14 protein-coding genes and 1 pseudogene are annotated in these 18,387 nt (G+C 30.0%); 5 read left to right on the forward strand and 10 right to left on the reverse strand.

Going from position 1 to position 18,387, the window contains the following annotated elements; all coding sequences use genetic code 11:
• The first annotated feature begins 36 nt into the window (after positions 1–36).
• The 3 genes from CW733_RS14080 to CW733_RS14090 all read left to right on the forward strand — a co-directional run bounded on the left by CW733_RS14080 (position 37) and on the right by CW733_RS14090 (position 2,059).
• Positions 37–438, forward strand: a complete 402-nt coding sequence (locus CW733_RS14080) for a hypothetical protein (RefSeq protein ID WP_100997789.1) — start codon at positions 37–39, stop codon at positions 436–438.
• Positions 439–599: 161 nt separating this feature from the next.
• On the forward strand, positions 600–1,313 hold the full coding sequence (locus CW733_RS14085; RefSeq protein WP_100997790.1) for a zinc metallopeptidase: 714 nt from the start codon (positions 600–602) through the stop codon (positions 1,311–1,313).
• A gap of 26 nt (positions 1,314–1,339) precedes the next feature.
• Complete coding sequence (locus CW733_RS14090) at positions 1,340–2,059, forward strand: Bax inhibitor-1 family protein (RefSeq protein ID WP_100997791.1); 720 nt, start codon at positions 1,340–1,342, stop codon at positions 2,057–2,059.
• Between the two features lie 609 nt (positions 2,060–2,668).
• Here CW733_RS14090 and CW733_RS14095 read toward each other — a convergent pair.
• From CW733_RS14095 to CW733_RS14110, 4 genes are all read right to left on the reverse strand, one after another.
• Positions 2,669–3,073 carry a hypothetical protein gene (locus CW733_RS14095; protein ID WP_157811587.1) on the reverse strand — a complete coding sequence of 135 codons (405 nt, stop codon included), beginning with the start codon at positions 3,071–3,073 and terminating at the stop codon, positions 2,669–2,671.
• Positions 3,074–3,078: 5 nt separating this feature from the next.
• Positions 3,079–5,745 carry a T9SS type A sorting domain-containing protein gene (locus tag CW733_RS14100; RefSeq protein WP_157811588.1) on the reverse strand — a complete coding sequence of 889 codons (2,667 nt, stop codon included), beginning with the start codon at positions 5,743–5,745 and terminating at the stop codon, positions 3,079–3,081.
• Positions 5,746–6,117: 372 nt separating this feature from the next.
• Complete coding sequence (locus tag CW733_RS14105) at positions 6,118–6,819, reverse strand: response regulator transcription factor (RefSeq protein ID WP_100997796.1); 702 nt, start codon at positions 6,817–6,819, stop codon at positions 6,118–6,120.
• A gap of 11 nt (positions 6,820–6,830) precedes the next feature.
• Complete coding sequence (locus CW733_RS14110; protein ID WP_100997798.1) at positions 6,831–8,693, reverse strand: 7TM diverse intracellular signaling domain-containing protein; 1,863 nt, start codon at positions 8,691–8,693, stop codon at positions 6,831–6,833.
• Positions 8,694–8,815: 122 nt separating this feature from the next.
• On the opposite strand from CW733_RS14110, the pseudogene CW733_RS14115 reads away from it, so the two are divergent.
• Positions 8,816–9,058, forward strand: a pseudogene (locus tag CW733_RS14115) (Bax inhibitor-1 family protein); the annotation flags it as partial.
• Positions 9,059–10,204: 1,146 nt separating this feature from the next.
• Here the strand turns inward: CW733_RS14115 and CW733_RS14120 are convergent.
• The 6 genes from CW733_RS14120 to CW733_RS14145 form a co-directional block, all read right to left on the reverse strand.
• Positions 10,205–10,837, reverse strand: coding sequence for a response regulator transcription factor (locus CW733_RS14120; RefSeq protein WP_100997800.1), 633 nt, complete (start codon positions 10,835–10,837; stop codon positions 10,205–10,207).
• A 29-nt stretch (positions 10,838–10,866) separates the two neighbouring features.
• Positions 10,867–11,319 (reverse strand): retropepsin-like aspartic protease, encoded by a 453-nt coding sequence (locus tag CW733_RS14125; RefSeq protein WP_100997802.1) that lies wholly within the window; start codon positions 11,317–11,319, stop codon positions 10,867–10,869.
• A complete protein-coding gene (locus CW733_RS14130) occupies positions 11,276–13,885 on the reverse strand; it encodes a CHAT domain-containing protein (RefSeq protein WP_100997804.1) in 2,610 nt (869 codons plus the stop codon). The genes CW733_RS14125 and CW733_RS14130 overlap by 44 nt, the downstream gene beginning before the upstream one ends.
• 63 nt (positions 13,886–13,948) lie before the next feature.
• Positions 13,949–15,907 carry a PKD domain-containing protein gene (locus CW733_RS14135; protein WP_100997807.1) on the reverse strand — a complete coding sequence of 653 codons (1,959 nt, stop codon included), beginning with the start codon at positions 15,905–15,907 and terminating at the stop codon, positions 13,949–13,951.
• 196 nt (positions 15,908–16,103) lie between these two features.
• The gene (locus CW733_RS14140; protein WP_100997808.1) at positions 16,104–17,087 is read right to left on the reverse strand and encodes a hypothetical protein; all 984 of its coding nucleotides are present in this window, start codon (positions 17,085–17,087) and stop codon (positions 16,104–16,106) included.
• Between the two features lie 72 nt (positions 17,088–17,159).
• A complete protein-coding gene (locus tag CW733_RS14145; RefSeq protein WP_100997810.1) occupies positions 17,160–17,648 on the reverse strand; it encodes a hypothetical protein in 489 nt (162 codons plus the stop codon).
• A gap of 152 nt (positions 17,649–17,800) precedes the next feature.
• Here CW733_RS14145 and CW733_RS14150 point away from each other — a divergent pair, with 152 nt between their 5' ends.
• Entirely contained in the window at positions 17,801–18,382 is a 582-nt protein-coding gene (locus CW733_RS14150; protein ID WP_100997812.1) for an RNA polymerase sigma factor, read from the forward strand.
• Positions 18,383–18,387: the final 5 nt, after the last annotated feature.

Here is an 18,387-nt window from a genome sequence, read left to right on the forward strand (position 1 = left end):
AAACTCATTAAATTCATTTTTACACTTTTATTAGTAGTGATTAGTTTTTCCGCGAAAGCGCAAGATGGCACTTTAACCTTTCCAGAAAATTATTTTGGTATCTATAAAGGAGACCTAGAAATTACCAATACTAAAGGCATACAAAGTATTGGTATGGAATTTTATTTAACCCAAACAGATTCAGTTGGGATTTATAATTACAAAATTGTCTATATTTTTGATGGTAAACGTAACGATAGAAATTATACTTTAAAAACTATAGATAAGGAAAAAGGAGAGGACATAATCGATGAAAATAACGGCATTGTTTTAGGTGTAAAATTAGTAGATAATACGCTTTATAATGTTTTTGAAGTAGGTGGTAATTTGTTAATGACTACAGAGACTTTTTTTATAGACTATATGACTTTTGATATTGTATTTTCCGGTAAATGCTAAAACAATTATGAAAGCGACCGAAAATAGTACAGAGGTTATAAGTTATCCTGTAACAGTAACCCAAAAAGCAAACTTAATAAAACAATAAGCTGACAAAACTTCTTGTACGAAAAGTGGCTCACTTTTTGTTATCTTTAAAGAAGGATTAAAATATTAAAATTATGATTGGAACAGGTTATATGGGTTACTATGTTATTATAGGAATAATATCTGTAGTAAGCTGGTTGGTTAGCAACCAATTAAAAAAGAAATTTGCTAAATACTCTAAGGTTCATTTAAGAAATGGAATGAGTGGTGCAGAGATTGCTAGAAAAATGCTAGCAGACCATGGTATTAGAGACGTAGAGGTTATTTCTACTCCTGGACAATTAACAGACCATTACAATCCTGCAAATAAAACAGTTAACTTAAGTGAGGTTGTTTATGGTGAGCGTAACGCATCTGCAGCAGCTGTTGCCGCACACGAATGTGGTCATGCGGTACAGCATGCAACAGCTTATAAGTATTTAACTATGCGCTCAAAATTAGTGCCAGTTGTTCAAGTTACATCTAGTATATCTCAATGGGTTATTTTTGGAGGTGTTGCTTTAATGGCAACCGAGGCTATGGGAGTCGCTGGTAAATATGTAGCTATCGCAGGTTTAATAATGATGGGTTTTGCTACACTGTTTAGTGTGGTAACTTTACCTGTAGAATACGATGCTAGTAATCGAGCATTGGCATGGTTAAAAAATAAAAACATTGTGACTCCAGAAGAGTATAATGGTTCGAAAGACGCTCTTAAATGGGCTGCAAGAACTTATTTAGTGGCTGCACTTGGAGCAATTGCTTCTTTATTATACTTTGCTTTAAGAATATTTGGATCTAGGGATTAAAAACTAAAAATAAGATAAATAATTATATGGAAAACTCTTTCGAAAACCCAATACCACAACAACGTATGGCACTTAGTGCTTTAGCACAAGAAGAACGCGTAGCATTTTATAAAAAAACATATGCGCATGTTGCAGTAGGTGTATTAGTATTTATATTTTTTGAATACCTTTTATTACAAAGCGAAACTATAGTAAACTTTGCTATGTCAATGACAGAAGGGTTTAAGTGGTTAATAATGCTAGGCGGTTTTATGTTTATTACTAATTATGCTGAAAGAATGGCTTTAAAAACGCCAGATAAAAATAAACAATACTTAGCTTTTGGATTATATATTTTGGCCGAAGCTTTTATTTTTATTCCAATGATTTATATTGCTGCTTTTTATATGGAAGCAGGAGGAGAAATTTTACAACAAGCAGGTATAGTTACTCTAGCATTATTCTCAGGATTAACAGCTGTAGTGTTTGTAACAAAAAAGGATTTTTCATTCTTAAAAACAGGGTTAACAATAGGCTTCTTTATTGCATTAGGATTAATTGTTGCAGGAACTCTTTTTGGTTTTAATATGGGATTATGGTTTTCGGTTGGTATGTGTTTATTAGCTGGAGGATCTATTTTATATCAAACATCTAACTTGGTAAACAAATATACTGTAGACGATTATATTCCTGCAGCTTTAGGTTTGTTTGCTTCTCTAATGTTATTATTCTGGTATATTTTAAGAATATTTATGTCGAGAGATTAAATTCTTTTAAAGATTATATATACAAAAAGCTTCTCAATTTTAGGAGCTTTTTGTATTGTCAGTTCTTGTGATTCCGTTTTTTAACGAAATTGTATCGAGTAATCAAAAAAAAGTAATAACTTCTCGATACATTGTTTTTTATGCCTCAAAAAATATCTCTAAGTGATGATTATATCTTAATCTATCTATTTGTTGTTGCAATGAAATAAAGGTTTCTGCTCTAGAAACACCTTCTGTGATTTTTTTTCAATAAATTTTAAAAAATACCCAGAACTTAACGAGCCTGATAGCCTGTTGTGTTACTATTTGTTTATGGGTTTTAAAAACAGAGACACCGTATTTATACTTAATCATACCGTTAGATCTGTAGAAGAAAAACATTATAAGATTAAGTGAAAACTGAATTGAATCTTGTTAAATTCTAAAGAACCTAATTACCGTATTTAAATGAAGAGTTTAAGGTCTTTAACGGGATTTTTGAATAATCTTGTTTTTAAATTATTCATGAATAAATGAAAGCTGTAGAAAAAAAAGATTAAAAATAAAAAAGCAACACTTAATTCTAAGAAGTAAGGTGTTGCTTTTATTGTTAATTAATATACTGTTGTATTATTTCATTTTTAAATCACTTAATTTTTTAGGATTAATTATTATGTTGTAATTATTAATCTTTGTTTTAAATTGAAGTGTCTTATTTAATTTTAAATCATTGTTATTAGACTTCGCTACTATGTTATAAAATCCTGGTTTTAGTTCTATGTCCTTTTTTTGGAGCACATTATCTTTATCTAAAATAGAATTAATATTAAATATTGTATTACTATTAATTTCAATGATCTCTTGGTTAATTAACATGGTATCTTTAGTTTTTATAGAAAACCTTAGTACATTATAAGATGACATATTTTGCAAACCAGGCATTTCAATATATACCTCTGCATTTGAAATTTTTTGCTTATAACTTTTACAGTTAAAAAGTAACATTAGTAATAATAGTTGACCTAATTTATTCATTAAAATTATTTAATAATAATCTTCTTAGAAACTTGAGTTTCATTAATATTAAAAACAACAATGTAACTACCAGCACTTAATGCGTAAGTATTTAATTTGTTATTTGTTGTAGTAATAGAACCGCTAACAATTTTAGAACCAATATAGCTATAAATAGAATAGTTAGCCTCATCAATATTATTAGGCAGTTTTACCAATACATTGTTATTAGACGATGGTACTGGATATACTTTTAATGCAGATTCTAAGGCTAAAGTTAGGTCATCATTACTAAGTGTGTTATTATCAATATTTATAGACCAGAATCCTCTACCAAAAGTAGCTGCATATAGCTTCTTTTGAGCGTAATTAATAGACATATCTGTTACAGTAACATTTGGTAGGTTATTACCCAACTTAATCCAATTAGTACTTGCAGCTCCTAGTTTATAATAGACACCAACTTCGGTTCCTAAAAATAGAATTTCATCATTGCCACCTAAATCTGTTACTTTGTTTAATACTTTTTTCATAACCACATTTGGTAAATTGTGTGTTATGTTAGTCCAAGTAACACCATTATCTGTAGATCTAAAAACTTTATTAGCAGCATCATATCCAGAAATAGTAGCATAAGTAACACCAGAAGTCGCACTATTTACACAAATAGAATTAAAATTTTGTGTAACACCAGAAGGTTGTGTTATTGTTTGAACATTAGAAAAAGTCATAAGAGTAGAATTAACATCTAAGTGACTTTGACCATTTGCTCCTATTACTGCACATCTTGAGTCCCAAAGATCCATCTCCTGTGTTTGACCTAAAGACTGTACTTCTGTTAGATAACCAAAGCCTGCTCCGCCATTATAACTTACTCCAGTTGCAGCCCAAGTAGCTAACGCAAAATTCCCGTTAGTGTTATGGAAAATTGCTTTACCAGCAAAAAGAGCGTCATTATTTGCAGGTAATATTGTAGTTTGATCATTTGAGTTTGCTTGGTATGCAGTTGTTGTTCTACTTAATGCGCCTCTTGTTCCACCAATTAATCTTACTAACGGATTTGTTGGGCTTATAGCAGCAGCAGTTCCATCTCCTGCTTGTACAGCAACCCAGTTACCACTTTGTGTATTTGGACTTATTGACATACCATCATTATCTTGTAATCCTAATAAAGCATCTGTAAAAGTTGCACTATCGGTAATTGCCGAATGGTAAATTTGACCAATCTGTAAATTATTAGTTTTATCTACAGCTCCTGCAACTCCAGAACTAGTATCAAAAGTTGTCATGTCTAGTTCTGTAATACCACCATCGTGTGTTAACCACCATTTAGAGCCTGTAGTATGCGTAATAAAGTGATGATCTGGGTGTACATAAGTTTCTCCAGAATTTTGTGAATTATAAGCATCTAACTTCATTGTCCAAGTGGAACCAGCATCTTTAGTGTACCATCCATTTACGCCTAAAACAAATATTCTGTTTGCATCTACTGAACTTACACTAAAAGCAACGTTGTATAGTCCTTGAGGCTCATAAGTTGTTAAATCTGTACCTACTTGAGTAGCACTAATTACACCAGTTGCATTTAGTATTTCGCTAGTTGTTAACTTATATACTTTTGCTCCATTTTTTTTAGCTGCTAAAAAATAAACATCACCACTATTGTGAGATTGATTAAATCTTAATACAATGTTACCAGCACCTTCTTCATTGTCGTAAATTTGAGTAAAAGTAACTCCATCATCTTCAGACTTAAAAATCCTTCCAAAAATGTTAGAAACTAAAATAAAATCGTTTGTGTATAATACATCATTAGCATATTGTAGATTATTATTGTTATACTCTTGATGTGTTGCCCAACCATCTGTAGTAGCGTATTGTTTAATGCCAGATGCACTATTTACAGCAAAAAACATTTTATTGTTATCGTTAGGTTTCATTCCTAAATTACTAATGTAAGCTATTTGTGTAGGATCTAAAACTAAAGAAGTTGTAGCCCAGTTATCTCCAGCGTCTGTAGATTTTATAACTCCAATAGATTTACTTCGATCTTGAGCATCTCTATCTCCAGTTAATGCATAGATAGAATTATTACTTGCAGCTTTAATATCTACAATACCAATTCTAGCTAAATAATCGGTTTTTGGTGTCCAGTTAGGTGTTGTACTTGTTATGTCATCAGTTTTCCATATTCCACCGTTTGATGCACCAGCTAAAGCTACAGTACCAGTAAGAGGTCTAATAACGTTTATTAATCCTTGACCAGGAAAAGCAACATAACCATGAGGATTTGGAGAAGTTGTTGGACCTACTTGTACCCAAGGAGAATTATTATTACTTTTTTGATTGTTTTGTTGTGTGTTGAAAATTTCGCTAAAAGGTGTGTTAGGTGATATTCTTGATAATTCATCTTCACCACCAGATAATGTAATATTTCCTTGACTATCTGTTCTTTCTTTCCAGAAATATTGCCATCTTCCAAATTGTTTTAATGCTTTTTCAGCATTTTTCTTTTCGGTTTTTGTAACGGCATTTTCTTGATTCGCAATTAGAATAGGTTCAACAGCATTAGTAATTTCATTATAATTACTATTAGGGTTTAATACTTCCAAATGATAATTTGGCACTGGTCTGTTTTGAGAAAAAAGAGTTGTACAGATAAACAACGCAATTAAAGGTAATATTTTTTTCATTCTAAATATTTTTAAATTAGGCGACAAGAATACACCCAATTTTAATTGTCTACAACAAAACATCACAAACGACACTATTTTGTTGTAAACGACACTGTTTTAGCAAAATTGATGTTCATCTACAGTAAATTTGAATCCTACAATTTAATTTCCACAGAATGCATAAATAGATTACGCATCCTTTTATAACAGCCTTTTTAACAAAAGGAATGCCTTCTATACGTTTAAAATGATTTCAACTTGGTAAGGAATAATTGCAGTTATATTTTACCTGTATCTCTATTTGTTGTTGTAATGATATAAAGGTTTTTTTCTAGGAAACACCATTAATAGATTGAATCGTATTATTTAGTATTAATCTAAATGCTTTTTTTAAAGAAAAGATAAATCTTTAATTTGATCCAAGAAATTTTGCTTGTACATTCTCCCTAAAGGAATATCTTCGTTATTAACTTTAACAATTTGGCTAGAATAGGACTGAAGATGGTGTTTGTTTATTAAATTAGATTTATGAACTCTAATAAACATTTCAGGAAATTCATCGTAAAAATCTAATAACGATTTTCTGGAAAAATGAGTTTTATTATCTAGAGTTATAATTTTTATATAAGCACCATCTGCTGCTATGTATGCTATATCCGAAATTAATATTTGTTGTTTACGCCCTTTATAGCTATGGTTGAATACTTGTTGTTTGTTTAACGTACTTAAAGCCATTTCTACATTTGCGTAGATAGAAGTTTTTATAAAAGGCTTAATTATATAACCAACAGGACTTGTTTTTTTAGCTTTATCAATTGTTTTTTTATCGGCATTAGCCGTTACATATATGTAAACAAAAGAGTGCTCTTGTAATAATATTTTTATTAAATCAATACCATCTATTATACTCGTTTCTCCGAGGTTAATATCCATTAAAACTAAATCATACGATGTGTTTTTAAAAAACGCTTCTGTTTCTTCAACATCCATTGCTACGTCTACAAAATTATATCCATATTCGTTAAGGATTAAACGTAAATTTTCAGCTATAATTTGCTCGTCTTCTACAATTAATATTTTCTTATTTTTCATGGTAATTTAGTTTACTTCTTTTTTATTAAACTATTTTTTTCAAGCGGAATAGTTATTTGTGTTATAAATAATCCACTGGCAAAATAACGCACAGAAGTTGCTCTTAGTTGTTTGCTTAATGATTTCACTAAAAACAAACCTAACGACTTTTTAACGCCTTGCTGTTGTTCTTTTTCCTCAAAACCTAAACCTGAATCTGCTATTTCTAAAACCGCAGTATCTTTGTTAAAAACGAGGGATATTTTTAATGTGTTATTTTCTTTATTTTGAAGGCCGTACTTAAAACTATTCGTTAATAATTCATTTACAATTAGGCCTAAAGGAACCGCTTGTGTTATAGTTAATTCTTTGTTATCTATTAAACAGATGTACGTTACTTTATTACTCATTTCAGAATAACTGTTTTGAATATATATAAACAATTCTTCTAAATAATTTTTCATATTTACTCTAGCTAAATTGTTAGATTGATAGAGTTTTTGATGAATTAAAGACATAGAATATACTCTAGATTTACTTTGAGCAATTATTTCTTTATTTTTAATATCTTTAATGGAGGCTACTTGTAAATCTAACAAGCTAATTACTATTTGTAAATTGTTTTTAACGCGATGATGTACTTCTTTTAAAAGCACTTTTTTTTCTTCTAAAGAAGTTTCTAACTCTTTTGTTTGTTCTTTTACTAATTGCTCTAATTCTTCTCTAGTTTGTTTTTCTAATCGTTCTTTTTCATCTCTTACTAGTTTGTATTTATGGCCTAAAGCAAAAGATAATAGTACTACTTCTAAAAATGTACCAAAATGCATAATGTGTTCTGTAAATGAATTATAAGGTAATACGTCTAAACTCTGTAGCGCAAACGTTATCATGCCAAATAAGTAAAAGGTCCAAGCAATAGTGAAGTATAACGCTATTTTTTTACCTTTTATAAGACTGTATACAGCAGATAAAAATATAGCTATTGATGTAATTACTATTAAAATAATATTTAATTTTCTAGATAAGTAATCTACTTTTAAGAGCTCTAAAACAATATTAAAAAGTAAGAGTGATATTAAAACTAGTAATGTATAGTATAAAAATCTACTTGTTTTTTTAAGTTCTAGAAACTGTAATGCAAACCAAGAGGAAAAAACACCAGTAATACTCATAATAATGATAGGGAACCTGAAAGAAAACTCAGGAAAATCTGGGCTTAAATAAGGAATTAGAATTCCAAAAAGATACCCTTGTGATAAAATTGCTGAAAACAACGCAATAATATATAATAAATAACTAGAGTCTCTAGTACTAAAAAATAAAAACAAATTATAGATACCCATTAAAAATAAACCACCAACAAGTAATCCTCCAAGAAAATATTCTGTGGTTCGTTCTTTATAAAAGGCTTCTTTTGTTTTTATAAAAACAGGCACTTTCATAGAATACCTACTTTGTACTTTAATAAAAACGATAGGAGACTTTAAATTAGTAACGGGGATCTCAAAAGCTGGTACCAAATGGTTAAACTTATTTTTTGAGTGTGGATACTTAACACCTAAAGACTCTTCTATAAGCTCTCCACTTTTTAATACATACGAAAGTTTAATGTCATCTTTAAGTGGTGTTTTAACAACCAAAACAGCTGTTGAACCTATATTTTTCTTTTTTAATTTTACTTTAAGCCAAAGTGTGCTTTTTGTAATCCCTAAATTAACATATGTTTTTTCGGTTGAAGTGAATTTTTCATGCTTAACAGATTCTAAAGAGTATTTAGAGTCTACATCTTCAAAATAAGACAAACTGAAATTATTTCTTGATTGTGCGTTACCTTGAAAAGCTGTTGTTATGTTAAGTAGTAAACCAAATAATAGATATATAATATATCGAGACATAGTTGTATAAAATCAATTTTTTTTTAAACAAAAAAATAAAGCATCAAAGATACTCAAAAGATAACCTAAACTGTTTCGATTTTTTTTAATATGTCGTTCATAACAATTTTTTTTAAACAGGGTTAACAATAGGCTTCTTTATTGCATTAGGATTAATTGTTGCAGGAACTCTTTTTGGTTTTAATATGGGATTATGGTTTTCGGTTGGTATGTGTTTATTCGCTGGAGGATCTATTTTATATCAAACATCTAACTTGGTAAACAAATATACTGTAGACGATTATATTCCTGCAGCTTTAGGTTTGTTTGCTTCTCTAATGTTATTATTCTGGTATATTTTAAGAATATTTATGTCGAGAGATTAATTTTTTTATAAATGAAAAGTTCCTCTAGTCGAGGAGCTTTTTTTATAGGTGTTATGTTACTGGTCTATAAAAATAGTAGCAATGTTAAAGCATATTAAAATTGCAGCAAAAACAATAATCCCAATAATAAATTTATGGTTTCTTGTATTGTTTATTTCTTCCATGGATGTAGGTGTTTCTTTTAAAAAAAAAGTAAAAACTCTGCACCTTTTATAATGCAGAGTTTTTTTAATTAATTCTTCCCTTAAAAACCAATTAATAGCATTATAAAGATAGCTTGAATAAACGATTAAAAAAATACGTAGAACTACGTATTTTTTTTAGATAAAAAAAGAAGTTAAAAACATTGAAGACACTTATTTTTATTGGTAGTTCTAGTGTTTTGTAGCAGTTTAACGTTTAGTTTTTTTAGTTTTTTTTTGAAGCTTAAAACGCGAATTTAGAAATGTTTTACTTTTTATTTAAAAAATAGAAAAGCAATAATATATAGAAAAAGTGTCTGGTTTTAATATGTAATGGCTGGTAAAGGAAAGTGATAAAAAAAAGAGAAGCTCTACATTATAATATAATGTAGAGCTTTGGTTCCTCTTAAAGAGTATTCGGTTAATAGCAATATAAATATAGCTTGAATAATTGGTTTAAAAAATACGTAGAACTACGTATTTTTTTAGGCTTAGTTTAAAGATTGAAAACACTGAAACATATAATGATTACTGTTAATCACGATGATTTTGTTCTACTTTTTTATGTGTTAGTTAAATTTTACTTCGAAGATAAAAACGCGAGTTCTATTAGTTTCTAGTTTTTTTTTTTTTGAAATTATAAGGAATAGAAGTAACAAGACAGCTCGTAAATGTTAATTTGTGAAAACCAATTTAAAAAGAGAAGCTCTACATTAGGTTATAATGTAGAGCTCTAGGTTCTCTTAAATAGTATTCGGTTAATAGCAATATAAAGATAGCTTGAATAATTGGTTTAAAAAATACGTAGAACTACGTATTTTTTTTGACTCTATATTTTGCTAATAAAGCCTTGAGAGTATTGCTATTGTTATATTATTTAGGTTTTAGTAAAAACAAAGCGCTTTTTAATAACGATTTTTTTTTTGAATTCAAAACGCTAGAATCCTAATTTTAAGAAATATAATTAGAATAAATCCTTATTCAAGTTAGCCCAAAGCATTAGCGCATTATGAGATTTCTGAAGCTTTAATTTCTTTACAGTATTACTTCTATGCTTTTCTATTGTTCTTATTGAGCTTTGTAATGTGTTAGAGATTTCTTGATTGGATTTGTTTTTAGATAATAACTTCACAATTTTCAACTCCGTTTTAGTCAATAAATCTTTAATATGTGCATTAGAGTATTTTATTTTAGAGTTTAAATAAGACGCTATTTCTTCACTAAAATATTTTTCGTTTTTTATTACATGTCCAATGCATATTTCAATTTCTTCAATTGCGAATTCTTTTAAAATATAACCATAGACATTAAATGCTCTAGCTTTATCAAAAAGTTCTTCCTCGTTATCGAAAGTAATTAAAATCACTTTAGTTCTTAACTCGTGTTTTTGGCATTGTTCTGCAACATCTAAGCCTGTTAAATACGGCATTCTTATATCGAGAACAGCAATGTCTGGCTTGTGTTTAATAATAAGGTTGTAAGCCGCTTGGCCATCTTCGGCTTTGCCTAAAATATTGTATCCTTTGGATGATAAAAAATCACTTAAACCACGCAACATTAATGGATGATCGTCTGCAATGACAATGGAGGTACTCATATTTTAAGGAAATTTTTTGGTGAAAACTACTACTTTATAACGTTTTTTAAATATAGGTATTTCTTATTATAATCTATAATTGCTTTTCCTTTTTTTAAGACGTCTGCACCAATAATGCCATTTACTGGTTTTGCATTGTGCATGGTTAGCGCTGTGTTTACATGTGTTAAATCGAAAAGCACTAAAGTAACATTAGAACTTTTCCAATTACCTATTTTAATGGTGTTTTTTGATGCTGTTTGGGTTAGCATATCTATTGCGCCAGCTCCAGCTGCCTTTATATTTGATGGTTTAGCATTAAGTTTAAATAGTGTAACATCTTCAAAACCAATACAACTGTTAGAAGCTCCTGTGTCTAAGATAAATAAACCTTTTACACCATTAATTGTAGCTTTTACTTCAAAATGGTTGGTTTTTGTAAGCCTTAATTTTACCTTTTTATATTCTTTTTTGAGGAGAAATTCCCAAAGTGCGTTTTCCATTTTTTTGTTTAAATAACCACAGTAAAAGTAGTATAATTACAAGCGAAACACCAATAAACAGGCCTAAATTATTACTTTCTTTAATTTTATCAAAACTGCCATAAAGCGTAAACGCACTCCAATAATAAGGCGATTTTTTTAAGTTTTTAATATCTCCATTATTTAAATAATCTAGTTTAGATTGTTGATTTGCATAGCTTATAGATTTACTGTCATCTAATCGTTTATAAAACAAAGTCATGATTTGTGAAGTTGATAAATCGCTAATTTGCCAAAGTGAATACAATACTTTTTTTGCTCCAGCATATTGAAAACCTCTAGCAATACTAAGAGCTCCTTCACCACGTTTTATTTCTCCAACACCAGTTTCGCAAGCACTCAAGACTACTAGTTCTGGATTAAGATCGATACTGTACAACTCATTAGTAGATATGGGTTCGTCTATAAAAGCTATTTGTGCTGGCTTAAAAAAATCACCACTTGTTCCATGTGTAGATAAATGTAAAATAGAATAGTTTTTAGCTTCACTTAGAAAACGAGATTTTGTTGCATCAGTATTCATTAATAGTGTTGTCTCTATTTCTTTTTCAAGATTTTCTGCTTCAACTATAGAATAAGCTAACTCTTGAGAAGTGCCTTTAAATACAGGAAAAACACCTAAAATGCGTTGTTCTTTTTTTGTTGAGGTATCCTTTAAGTATAAAGAAACATTAGAGTTAAAAACCGCTACATGAGATTTTACAAAAAACGGCATATTCTCGAACGTTTTACTTTCGGTTTTAGTAGTTAAAAGCGCATCAAAAGGAATAAAATTTAAAAAGCCATCTGGAATAATGATGAGGTTCTTTTTGTCTTTTACTTCATCTAACTTTAATAAATTATAAAGCAAATGTGCATCTTTAGTAAATTTTGAAATATTATTGTTTATAGCCGATGGACTATCAAAGTACTTAATAAAGTTTTTTATAGTTTGAGTGTTTGTTTCATTTAAAGAAATTTTATTAAATGCAGTTGTTTTATCTGAAACAATAATTTGATAAATCGCATTTTTACCATAAAAGTAATTTACTAATGTTGCTTGATCTGTTTGTAGTTTAGAGTTAAGTTTTGAGATGTTTAAAGAGCTTTCAGGAGTAATAGGATAACTAGTTTCAATTTTAGTTTTCAGCTTTTTTAATTCAATGTTTATTGAAGAAAGTTTTTCTCTAAGCTTAAGTTTTTGCGTTTCATTAAAATTAGAATAAGGAGTTCTTATTAATTTATTGGTGAGCTGTTCTTGTGTTTTTAAAAGTGTTTGTTGCGTTATTAAAAGTGTATCGTTTGGATGGATTTTTAATAATTCTTTTTTACCAACCATTTCTTTTAAAATGGAAGCCTTATAACGCTCGGAAAGTTGAAGAGCTTCTAATGTGTATTTAGAATCGTTACTCGTGTTTTGCAAATAATGTAGTATGTCTAAGCTTTTTTCGCTTCGTTTCCTCTTTTCACTCAATAAAATTAGTTTCCCTTCTTGAGCTGTTACATTTTGAGTAAGCAAATCGCTAACATAGAAACTTAAGTTGTAATACGCGATTGTCTTTTTTGGATCGGTTTGTATTTCAGCAAATAAATCGAAAATTCCAATAAACGCATTATCTGGATACAAGTCTGTTTCAACTGGAAATACGTTAGAGTCGTAATTAATAAGTAGCGTTTTTAAGGCTGTTTTTAAGTTTTTTTCAGCTTCTTTGGGTTGTTCAAGTAATAAGTTAAGCTGTGCTTCGGCAATATAAATTTTAGACAAATTATTAGCTGAAGACAGTTTATTGGTTTTTAACGATTTTAAATTTTTAAAAATCTTTAATGCTAAGGTGTAGTCTTTTTTCTGAAAAGCTATTTCGTAAGCTAATTCTAGTTCCTCTATAGATTGTGTTTTAGGGTTAAGAACAATACCACCATTATCTGTAAATCTTACTTTTTTATTTAGCCTTATCTCGCTTCTTGATTTTATATATTTTAGTTTGCTTTTTTGTTGTGTATTAGCCTGTTTTGTATTGAGCTCGTAATTAGCAATATCGATGGCTAGTTGGTGTCTACCAATAGTTTGGTATAAGCGCGATAAATTTATAGAACCAGCAACACGTTGCGTATTGTTTTTGTCTTTTTCTGCAATAGAAATGTACGTTTTTATAATGTTTTCGGCAGCTGTATAATCGCCAATTTTATTGTAAAGTACACCTAAAGGGATTAAACAAAAATCAATAATATTAAACTGGTAAACGGAAGCTACTTTTTTATTATAAAGTTGCCAGGCTTTTTCATAGCTTTTTATGGCTTGCGTATTCTTATTTACTGCTTTTAAATAATGCGCTTTATTAGCTAATAAGTTTACAAACGCGTAATAATCGTCGGTTGTAGAAAGCTGGGCTTCAAATATTATAATAGCGTTGTTTAACGTATTTAGTGCTTCAGCAGATTTTATGTTGTTAAAAACATCTGTAGCCTCATAAATTCTATCCTCTAAACTATTCTGCGAAAAAACACTTCCAAAGCATAGAAAACAGAGAACGAGTAAGTGGTTTTTCATATTAAAAAATTATAAGAAACTATTAAAATAACACAAGAGTGAGTTGCTAAAAGGCGCTTAGCGTCAGAATTTCCAGATGGCGTAAAATTGCATGTAGTTGTAGTTTTCTTTAAAGTTTAAAACGTATCGCGCACCAACGCTAGGACCAATTCTTGCAAAACCAGCAGTTGCTTCTATAAGAAAACCGGTTCTAAAATTTGTGAAAGTTTTTTTTGTATTGCTTGACGTATTACTAATTGTAGAATAAGGACCAGAAGCAGTGCTATTAATACTTTCTGCTTGCTCTATCGTTACGCTTTCTGTACTCTTTTCGTTTAAAGAAATCATACCTTGTAAACCTGCGCCTAAACCAATATAATTATTAATATTATATCTCGCTAAAACTGGAAGTTCCCAATCTATGTTTTCAAAAGCTGTTGTTGTGGTGGTTCTTTCTAATATTAATCCTGCAGCAGTATCTTCTTCTCTCACTTGTATGTTAGTATTACCAGTAAAGTTGTGAAAGCTATTTAATAGCTCCACTTGCCAATACCATTTGTAGGATTTGTAAGGTGAAATTGTAGCACCCACAAAATAACTCTTAGAATCTTCAAGGTTGCTAAACGAATTATATCCAGATTTTGCGCCAATAGAAATACCAGGTAAAAATCGTGTGGTAGAGTAGTTGGTAATTATAGGTTCGTTTTTATCGAAAATAATAGCCGTTTTAGATTTTGTTTTTTGTTTATGAAAATCTTTCCCAAACTTTAAACTGTATTTTACAAAGCCTTGAGTAGAATCGTAATCCTTTACGTTTTTTTGTTCGCTTCCAGGTAAGTAGATGTTTTTGAAAGTAAAAATAGCTTGCTTGTCTGTATAAGTAGTGTCTAAACAGCTGTAATTGACTTCCGTTTTAGGGCAAATTTTAACCTTTGGATACATGTCTTCTACACGAATGGTAGATTTATCGAACATGTCTGGAATATCTGTTTCTAAACGAATAGTACTAGCAGGACCTTCTCCATTATTTTGGAATCTAATTTTAAATTTTGGTCTTTTAAAACGAACTAATCTATAGTTTAAAAACGTAGAATTAGAAGACATTTTATTAGGATCGTGTGAGGTTACAATCTCCATTTCCATGTCTTTTACTTTATGCGTTTTATAATTATTATCTGGAATATAAATACTTCTAACCGAAATTATTGCACTTGTATCCTTTAGCATTTCTGGAGTTGTTTTAAAGGTGTAGAAAATATTGCGTTCTTCGTTGGGTTTCATATCCTCAAAAGCAATAGTGCTTGATTTTTTATAAGTTGCTTTAGTTTCCATAAGCGTAAGTTCAAGATCTTCCTTTTCTGTAGAATCTTTAAAACGTGCGCGAAGTAAATTTATTTCGCTTTTAGACGAGGCATAAAAACTACGTTCATCATCAACGTCGTGCGTAAAAACAAGATCTTCACTTTCTATTTGTCTTTCGTTATTATAAAGTCTAGTATCTGCTAATTCAAAATTGTCTGCTTTATACTTTTGTTCGTTAAAGTAAAGATGAAGTGTTCCGCTAGTAGCATAATCTTTATAGTTTTTATAACTCATCACTACAACCATTTCTTCATTTGGCATTGGTTCTCTGTTTCGAACAAGAGAAAGGTCGTCTACCATAGATACAGAGGCTTCTGCAGAGTCGTTAACATTGTCAACTTTAATTTTTTTAGGTCTAGATGTTGGTGGTTTCCCGTTATCGTAAACATTCGTTGCCCAATATTTAACTTCGTACTCACCTTCTTTTTTGTATTGTTTTGTAGGTGTTTCTTCTTTACTATAGTCACCATCGCCTAGTTCCCAAAAGTGCTTGTAGAATGCTGTTGGAGCTCCTGCTATTTGAGTTAATGGAGGTGTTTTTGGTGTAAATTTCACATTGCTACCATCTTTGCTATAGGTAATTTTAGCAACTCTTCTAGTAGTGTCTACTACTTGAGAATCTTGACTTAAGGCATTTTGTGAGATGAAAATTAGAATAAAAAGGAAAGTTATGTTTTTCATAATAGCGTTAGTTAGATTTTAAATATACAAAAACTGAATTTTTAATTACTAATAACGAAGTTAATTCAAAATCAATTATTTTTTTAAGAGCATTCTACTACTTGTTGTTTTAGGCTTATTAACTGTGGAATCCGTTTTATGAAAAAAAAAAAGAGACTGTTTTTACAACAGCCTCTTTGTAAGTAGGAATCAATAGTTATGGTAGCGCATTAATTAATGCAGTTAAAGCAGCTTCAGTTCCATTTGTAGTTTCACCTAAGGTGAAAGTAATAATATCGTTATCTACAATAGTTACTGGTTTGATAGCATATTTCCAATCTCCATCTTCAACACTAACAAATATTAAATGACATTCTAAACCAATTGGTATTTGTCCATAATGTTCACTAAATAAGTTAAGTGTTCCATCGTAAGTATCTAATTGTGCTAAGCCACTATCTTCACCATCGTAAGATAAATAGACAGCACTATTCTCGTAATTATAACCAACTGGTGCTTGTACTTTAATTTGTGTTTTTGGTCTTGGATCGCTATAAAAACGGTCTATGTTACTCCATCCAAACCCATCTAAAATAGAGTAATAATCTGCTCCTTCTGCAAATACTCCGCCTTGTCCTGTGGCATCGTCCACTTCATCCCAAGTTAAAGTATCGTCTTCTGCAATTTCTCCTTCCCAAAGTGTCATTGCAGGATCTGTTCCTCCAGTTAAACTTCCAGGTACAACTAATTGATAATTACAGTTTGTGCCAAGTGCTACACCATTTTGTGTTGCTTCTACAAAAAATTCACCACCAGAAATTAATAAGGCTTTGTCTCCATTTGGCATTTCTCCCATTGTAGGTTTGTTTGTAGACAACATGCTTCCTTTTTCGAATAACTCTACATATTCTAAATCTATAGTTCCTGTTACAGCATTTCCATTTAGAGTTAAACAATTAGTATTTATATTTATTTGAACTCCATTTTCTGATGTTAATGTAATATTTCCATCACTTCCATCAAACTGAAACGTTTGTTTGTGGTTGGCTAAAGCTAGATTTTTTACGCTTTGAAATTCTGATGCGGTTGGTGGTGTTTTAGCTTGCGATTCCATATCCACATCTTCACTAGGATCACAACTTGTAAATAAAGATAGTGTTGTAATAAATAAACTTGCAAATACTGTTTTTGAATTTTTCATAATTTCTATTGTTTTAATTGTTATACATCTTTATATAAATAAGGTAACAGTTTTGTTACCCAGTTTATATAATTATTTTTTGTTTTCTATTATTATGTAAGACACTATGTCTCCTTTTGTTACTAAGTGCATCATCTTTTTAGCAGAGAATTCATTATAACTAAAACCTTTAGCATAACCTCTTTCGCTTTTTACTTCCCAGAAATACATTCTGTTAGATTTAGATTGCATTTCGCTTTTTAATACAAAATAGTTTGTAATTTTCTGCTCTAATACTACAGCACCTTGCCCAACCATATTAGCTCTTCTTTTAGCATCGAATAAAGTTGCTGCAGTTCCAGAAAAATCTCCTGTTGTTGTTTTTACTGTCCAATCGAAAATTTCTACTATTTCGTCTTTTGCAATTTCTACACCTGTTTTAGTGTTTAAGTTCATTTCTAAATTTGTAGCGTTGACGTTTAAAAAACTTAATACTACTGTTGCGATAATTAAAATTGAATTTTTACTCACGCCAATTTTATTGTTGATTGCGTGTTCGTGATTTTTCTTTGAAAAGTTCATAATTTCTAAATGTTTATTGTTTAATAATTTTGTTTAAGTATTATTGGCGTTTTGCCTTTTACAACCTTATATCAAAAGCATTTAAAAATTGTTACCCTTAATTTCTAAAGTTTTTTTAAATTCGTAGGAAACTAACCTATAAACAAGGGCTTATGAGTGAAAAAAAAATTCACGAAGATCAAAAGTATGTAGAAGGCTTACTAAATAATAACTCATTTATTATACAAGCCATTTACAATAAGTTTGTGCCTAAAGTGGTAAACTATATAAAACAAAATAGTGGAGACGCAGACCAAGCGCAAGACGTTATACAAGAAACCATAGTCACTATATATAATCAAGCAAAAGAAAAAGGATTACAGCTTACATGCCCTTTCGATGCTTACTTTTTTTTACTCTGTAAACGTAAGTGGTTAAACGCACTCAAAAAAAACAAGCATAAAGAGGTAACAATTAACGAAGACGTTTTATCTATAGATGACGACGCACAAGAACTAGCCTTTGAAACAGCGTTATTTGGTGAGAAACAAGCCTTGTTTAACGAGATGTTTCAAAAATTAGGCACAGCGTGTAAAGATTTAATAAAAGCAACCTTTAAAATAAAATCTATGGAAGAAGTTGCTGCAAGTTTGGGTGTAAGTTATGCTTATGCTAGGAAAAAGAAGTCTTTATGCATTGGGCAATTAACAAAGTTGGTTCAAGAGTCGCCAAAATTTAATCAACTTAATTATTAATTGAT

This window comes from Lacinutrix sp. Bg11-31 (genome assembly GCF_002831665.1).
Classification (GTDB): Bacteria; Bacteroidota; Bacteroidia; order Flavobacteriales; family Flavobacteriaceae; genus Lacinutrix.

Bases quoted from the DNA above. Each gene is read 5' to 3' on its own strand.
- CW733_RS14140 (WP_100997808.1), bottom strand. From the start codon at position 17,087: ATGAAAAATTCAAAAACAGTATTTGCAAGTTTATTTATTACAACACTA.
- CW733_RS14095 (WP_157811587.1), bottom strand. From the start codon at position 3,073: ATGAATAAATTAGGTCAACTATTATTACTAATGTTACTTTTTAACTGT.
- CW733_RS14100 (WP_157811588.1), bottom strand. From the start codon at position 5,745: ATGAAAAAAATATTACCTTTAATTGCGTTGTTTATCTGTACAACTCTT.
- CW733_RS14130 (WP_100997804.1), bottom strand. From the start codon at position 13,885: ATGAAAAACCACTTACTCGTTCTCTGTTTTCTATGCTTTGGAAGTGTT.
- CW733_RS14135 (WP_100997807.1), bottom strand. From the start codon at position 15,907: ATGAAAAACATAACTTTCCTTTTTATTCTAATTTTCATCTCACAAAAT.
- CW733_RS14145 (WP_100997810.1), bottom strand. From the start codon at position 17,648: ATGAACTTTTCAAAGAAAAATCACGAACACGCAATCAACAATAAAATT.
- CW733_RS14110 (WP_100997798.1), bottom strand. From the start codon at position 8,693: ATGTCTCGATATATTATATATCTATTATTTGGTTTACTACTTAACATA.
- CW733_RS14125 (WP_100997802.1), bottom strand. From the start codon at position 11,319: ATGGAAAACGCACTTTGGGAATTTCTCCTCAAAAAAGAATATAAAAAG.
- CW733_RS14150 (WP_100997812.1), top strand. From the start codon at position 17,801: ATGAGTGAAAAAAAAATTCACGAAGATCAAAAGTATGTAGAAGGCTTA.
- CW733_RS14090 (WP_100997791.1), top strand. From the start codon at position 1,340: ATGGAAAACTCTTTCGAAAACCCAATACCACAACAACGTATGGCACTT.
- CW733_RS14085 (WP_100997790.1), top strand. From the start codon at position 600: ATGATTGGAACAGGTTATATGGGTTACTATGTTATTATAGGAATAATA.
- CW733_RS14120 (WP_100997800.1), bottom strand. From the start codon at position 10,837: ATGAGTACCTCCATTGTCATTGCAGACGATCATCCATTAATGTTGCGT.
- CW733_RS14105 (WP_100997796.1), bottom strand. From the start codon at position 6,819: ATGAAAAATAAGAAAATATTAATTGTAGAAGACGAGCAAATTATAGCT.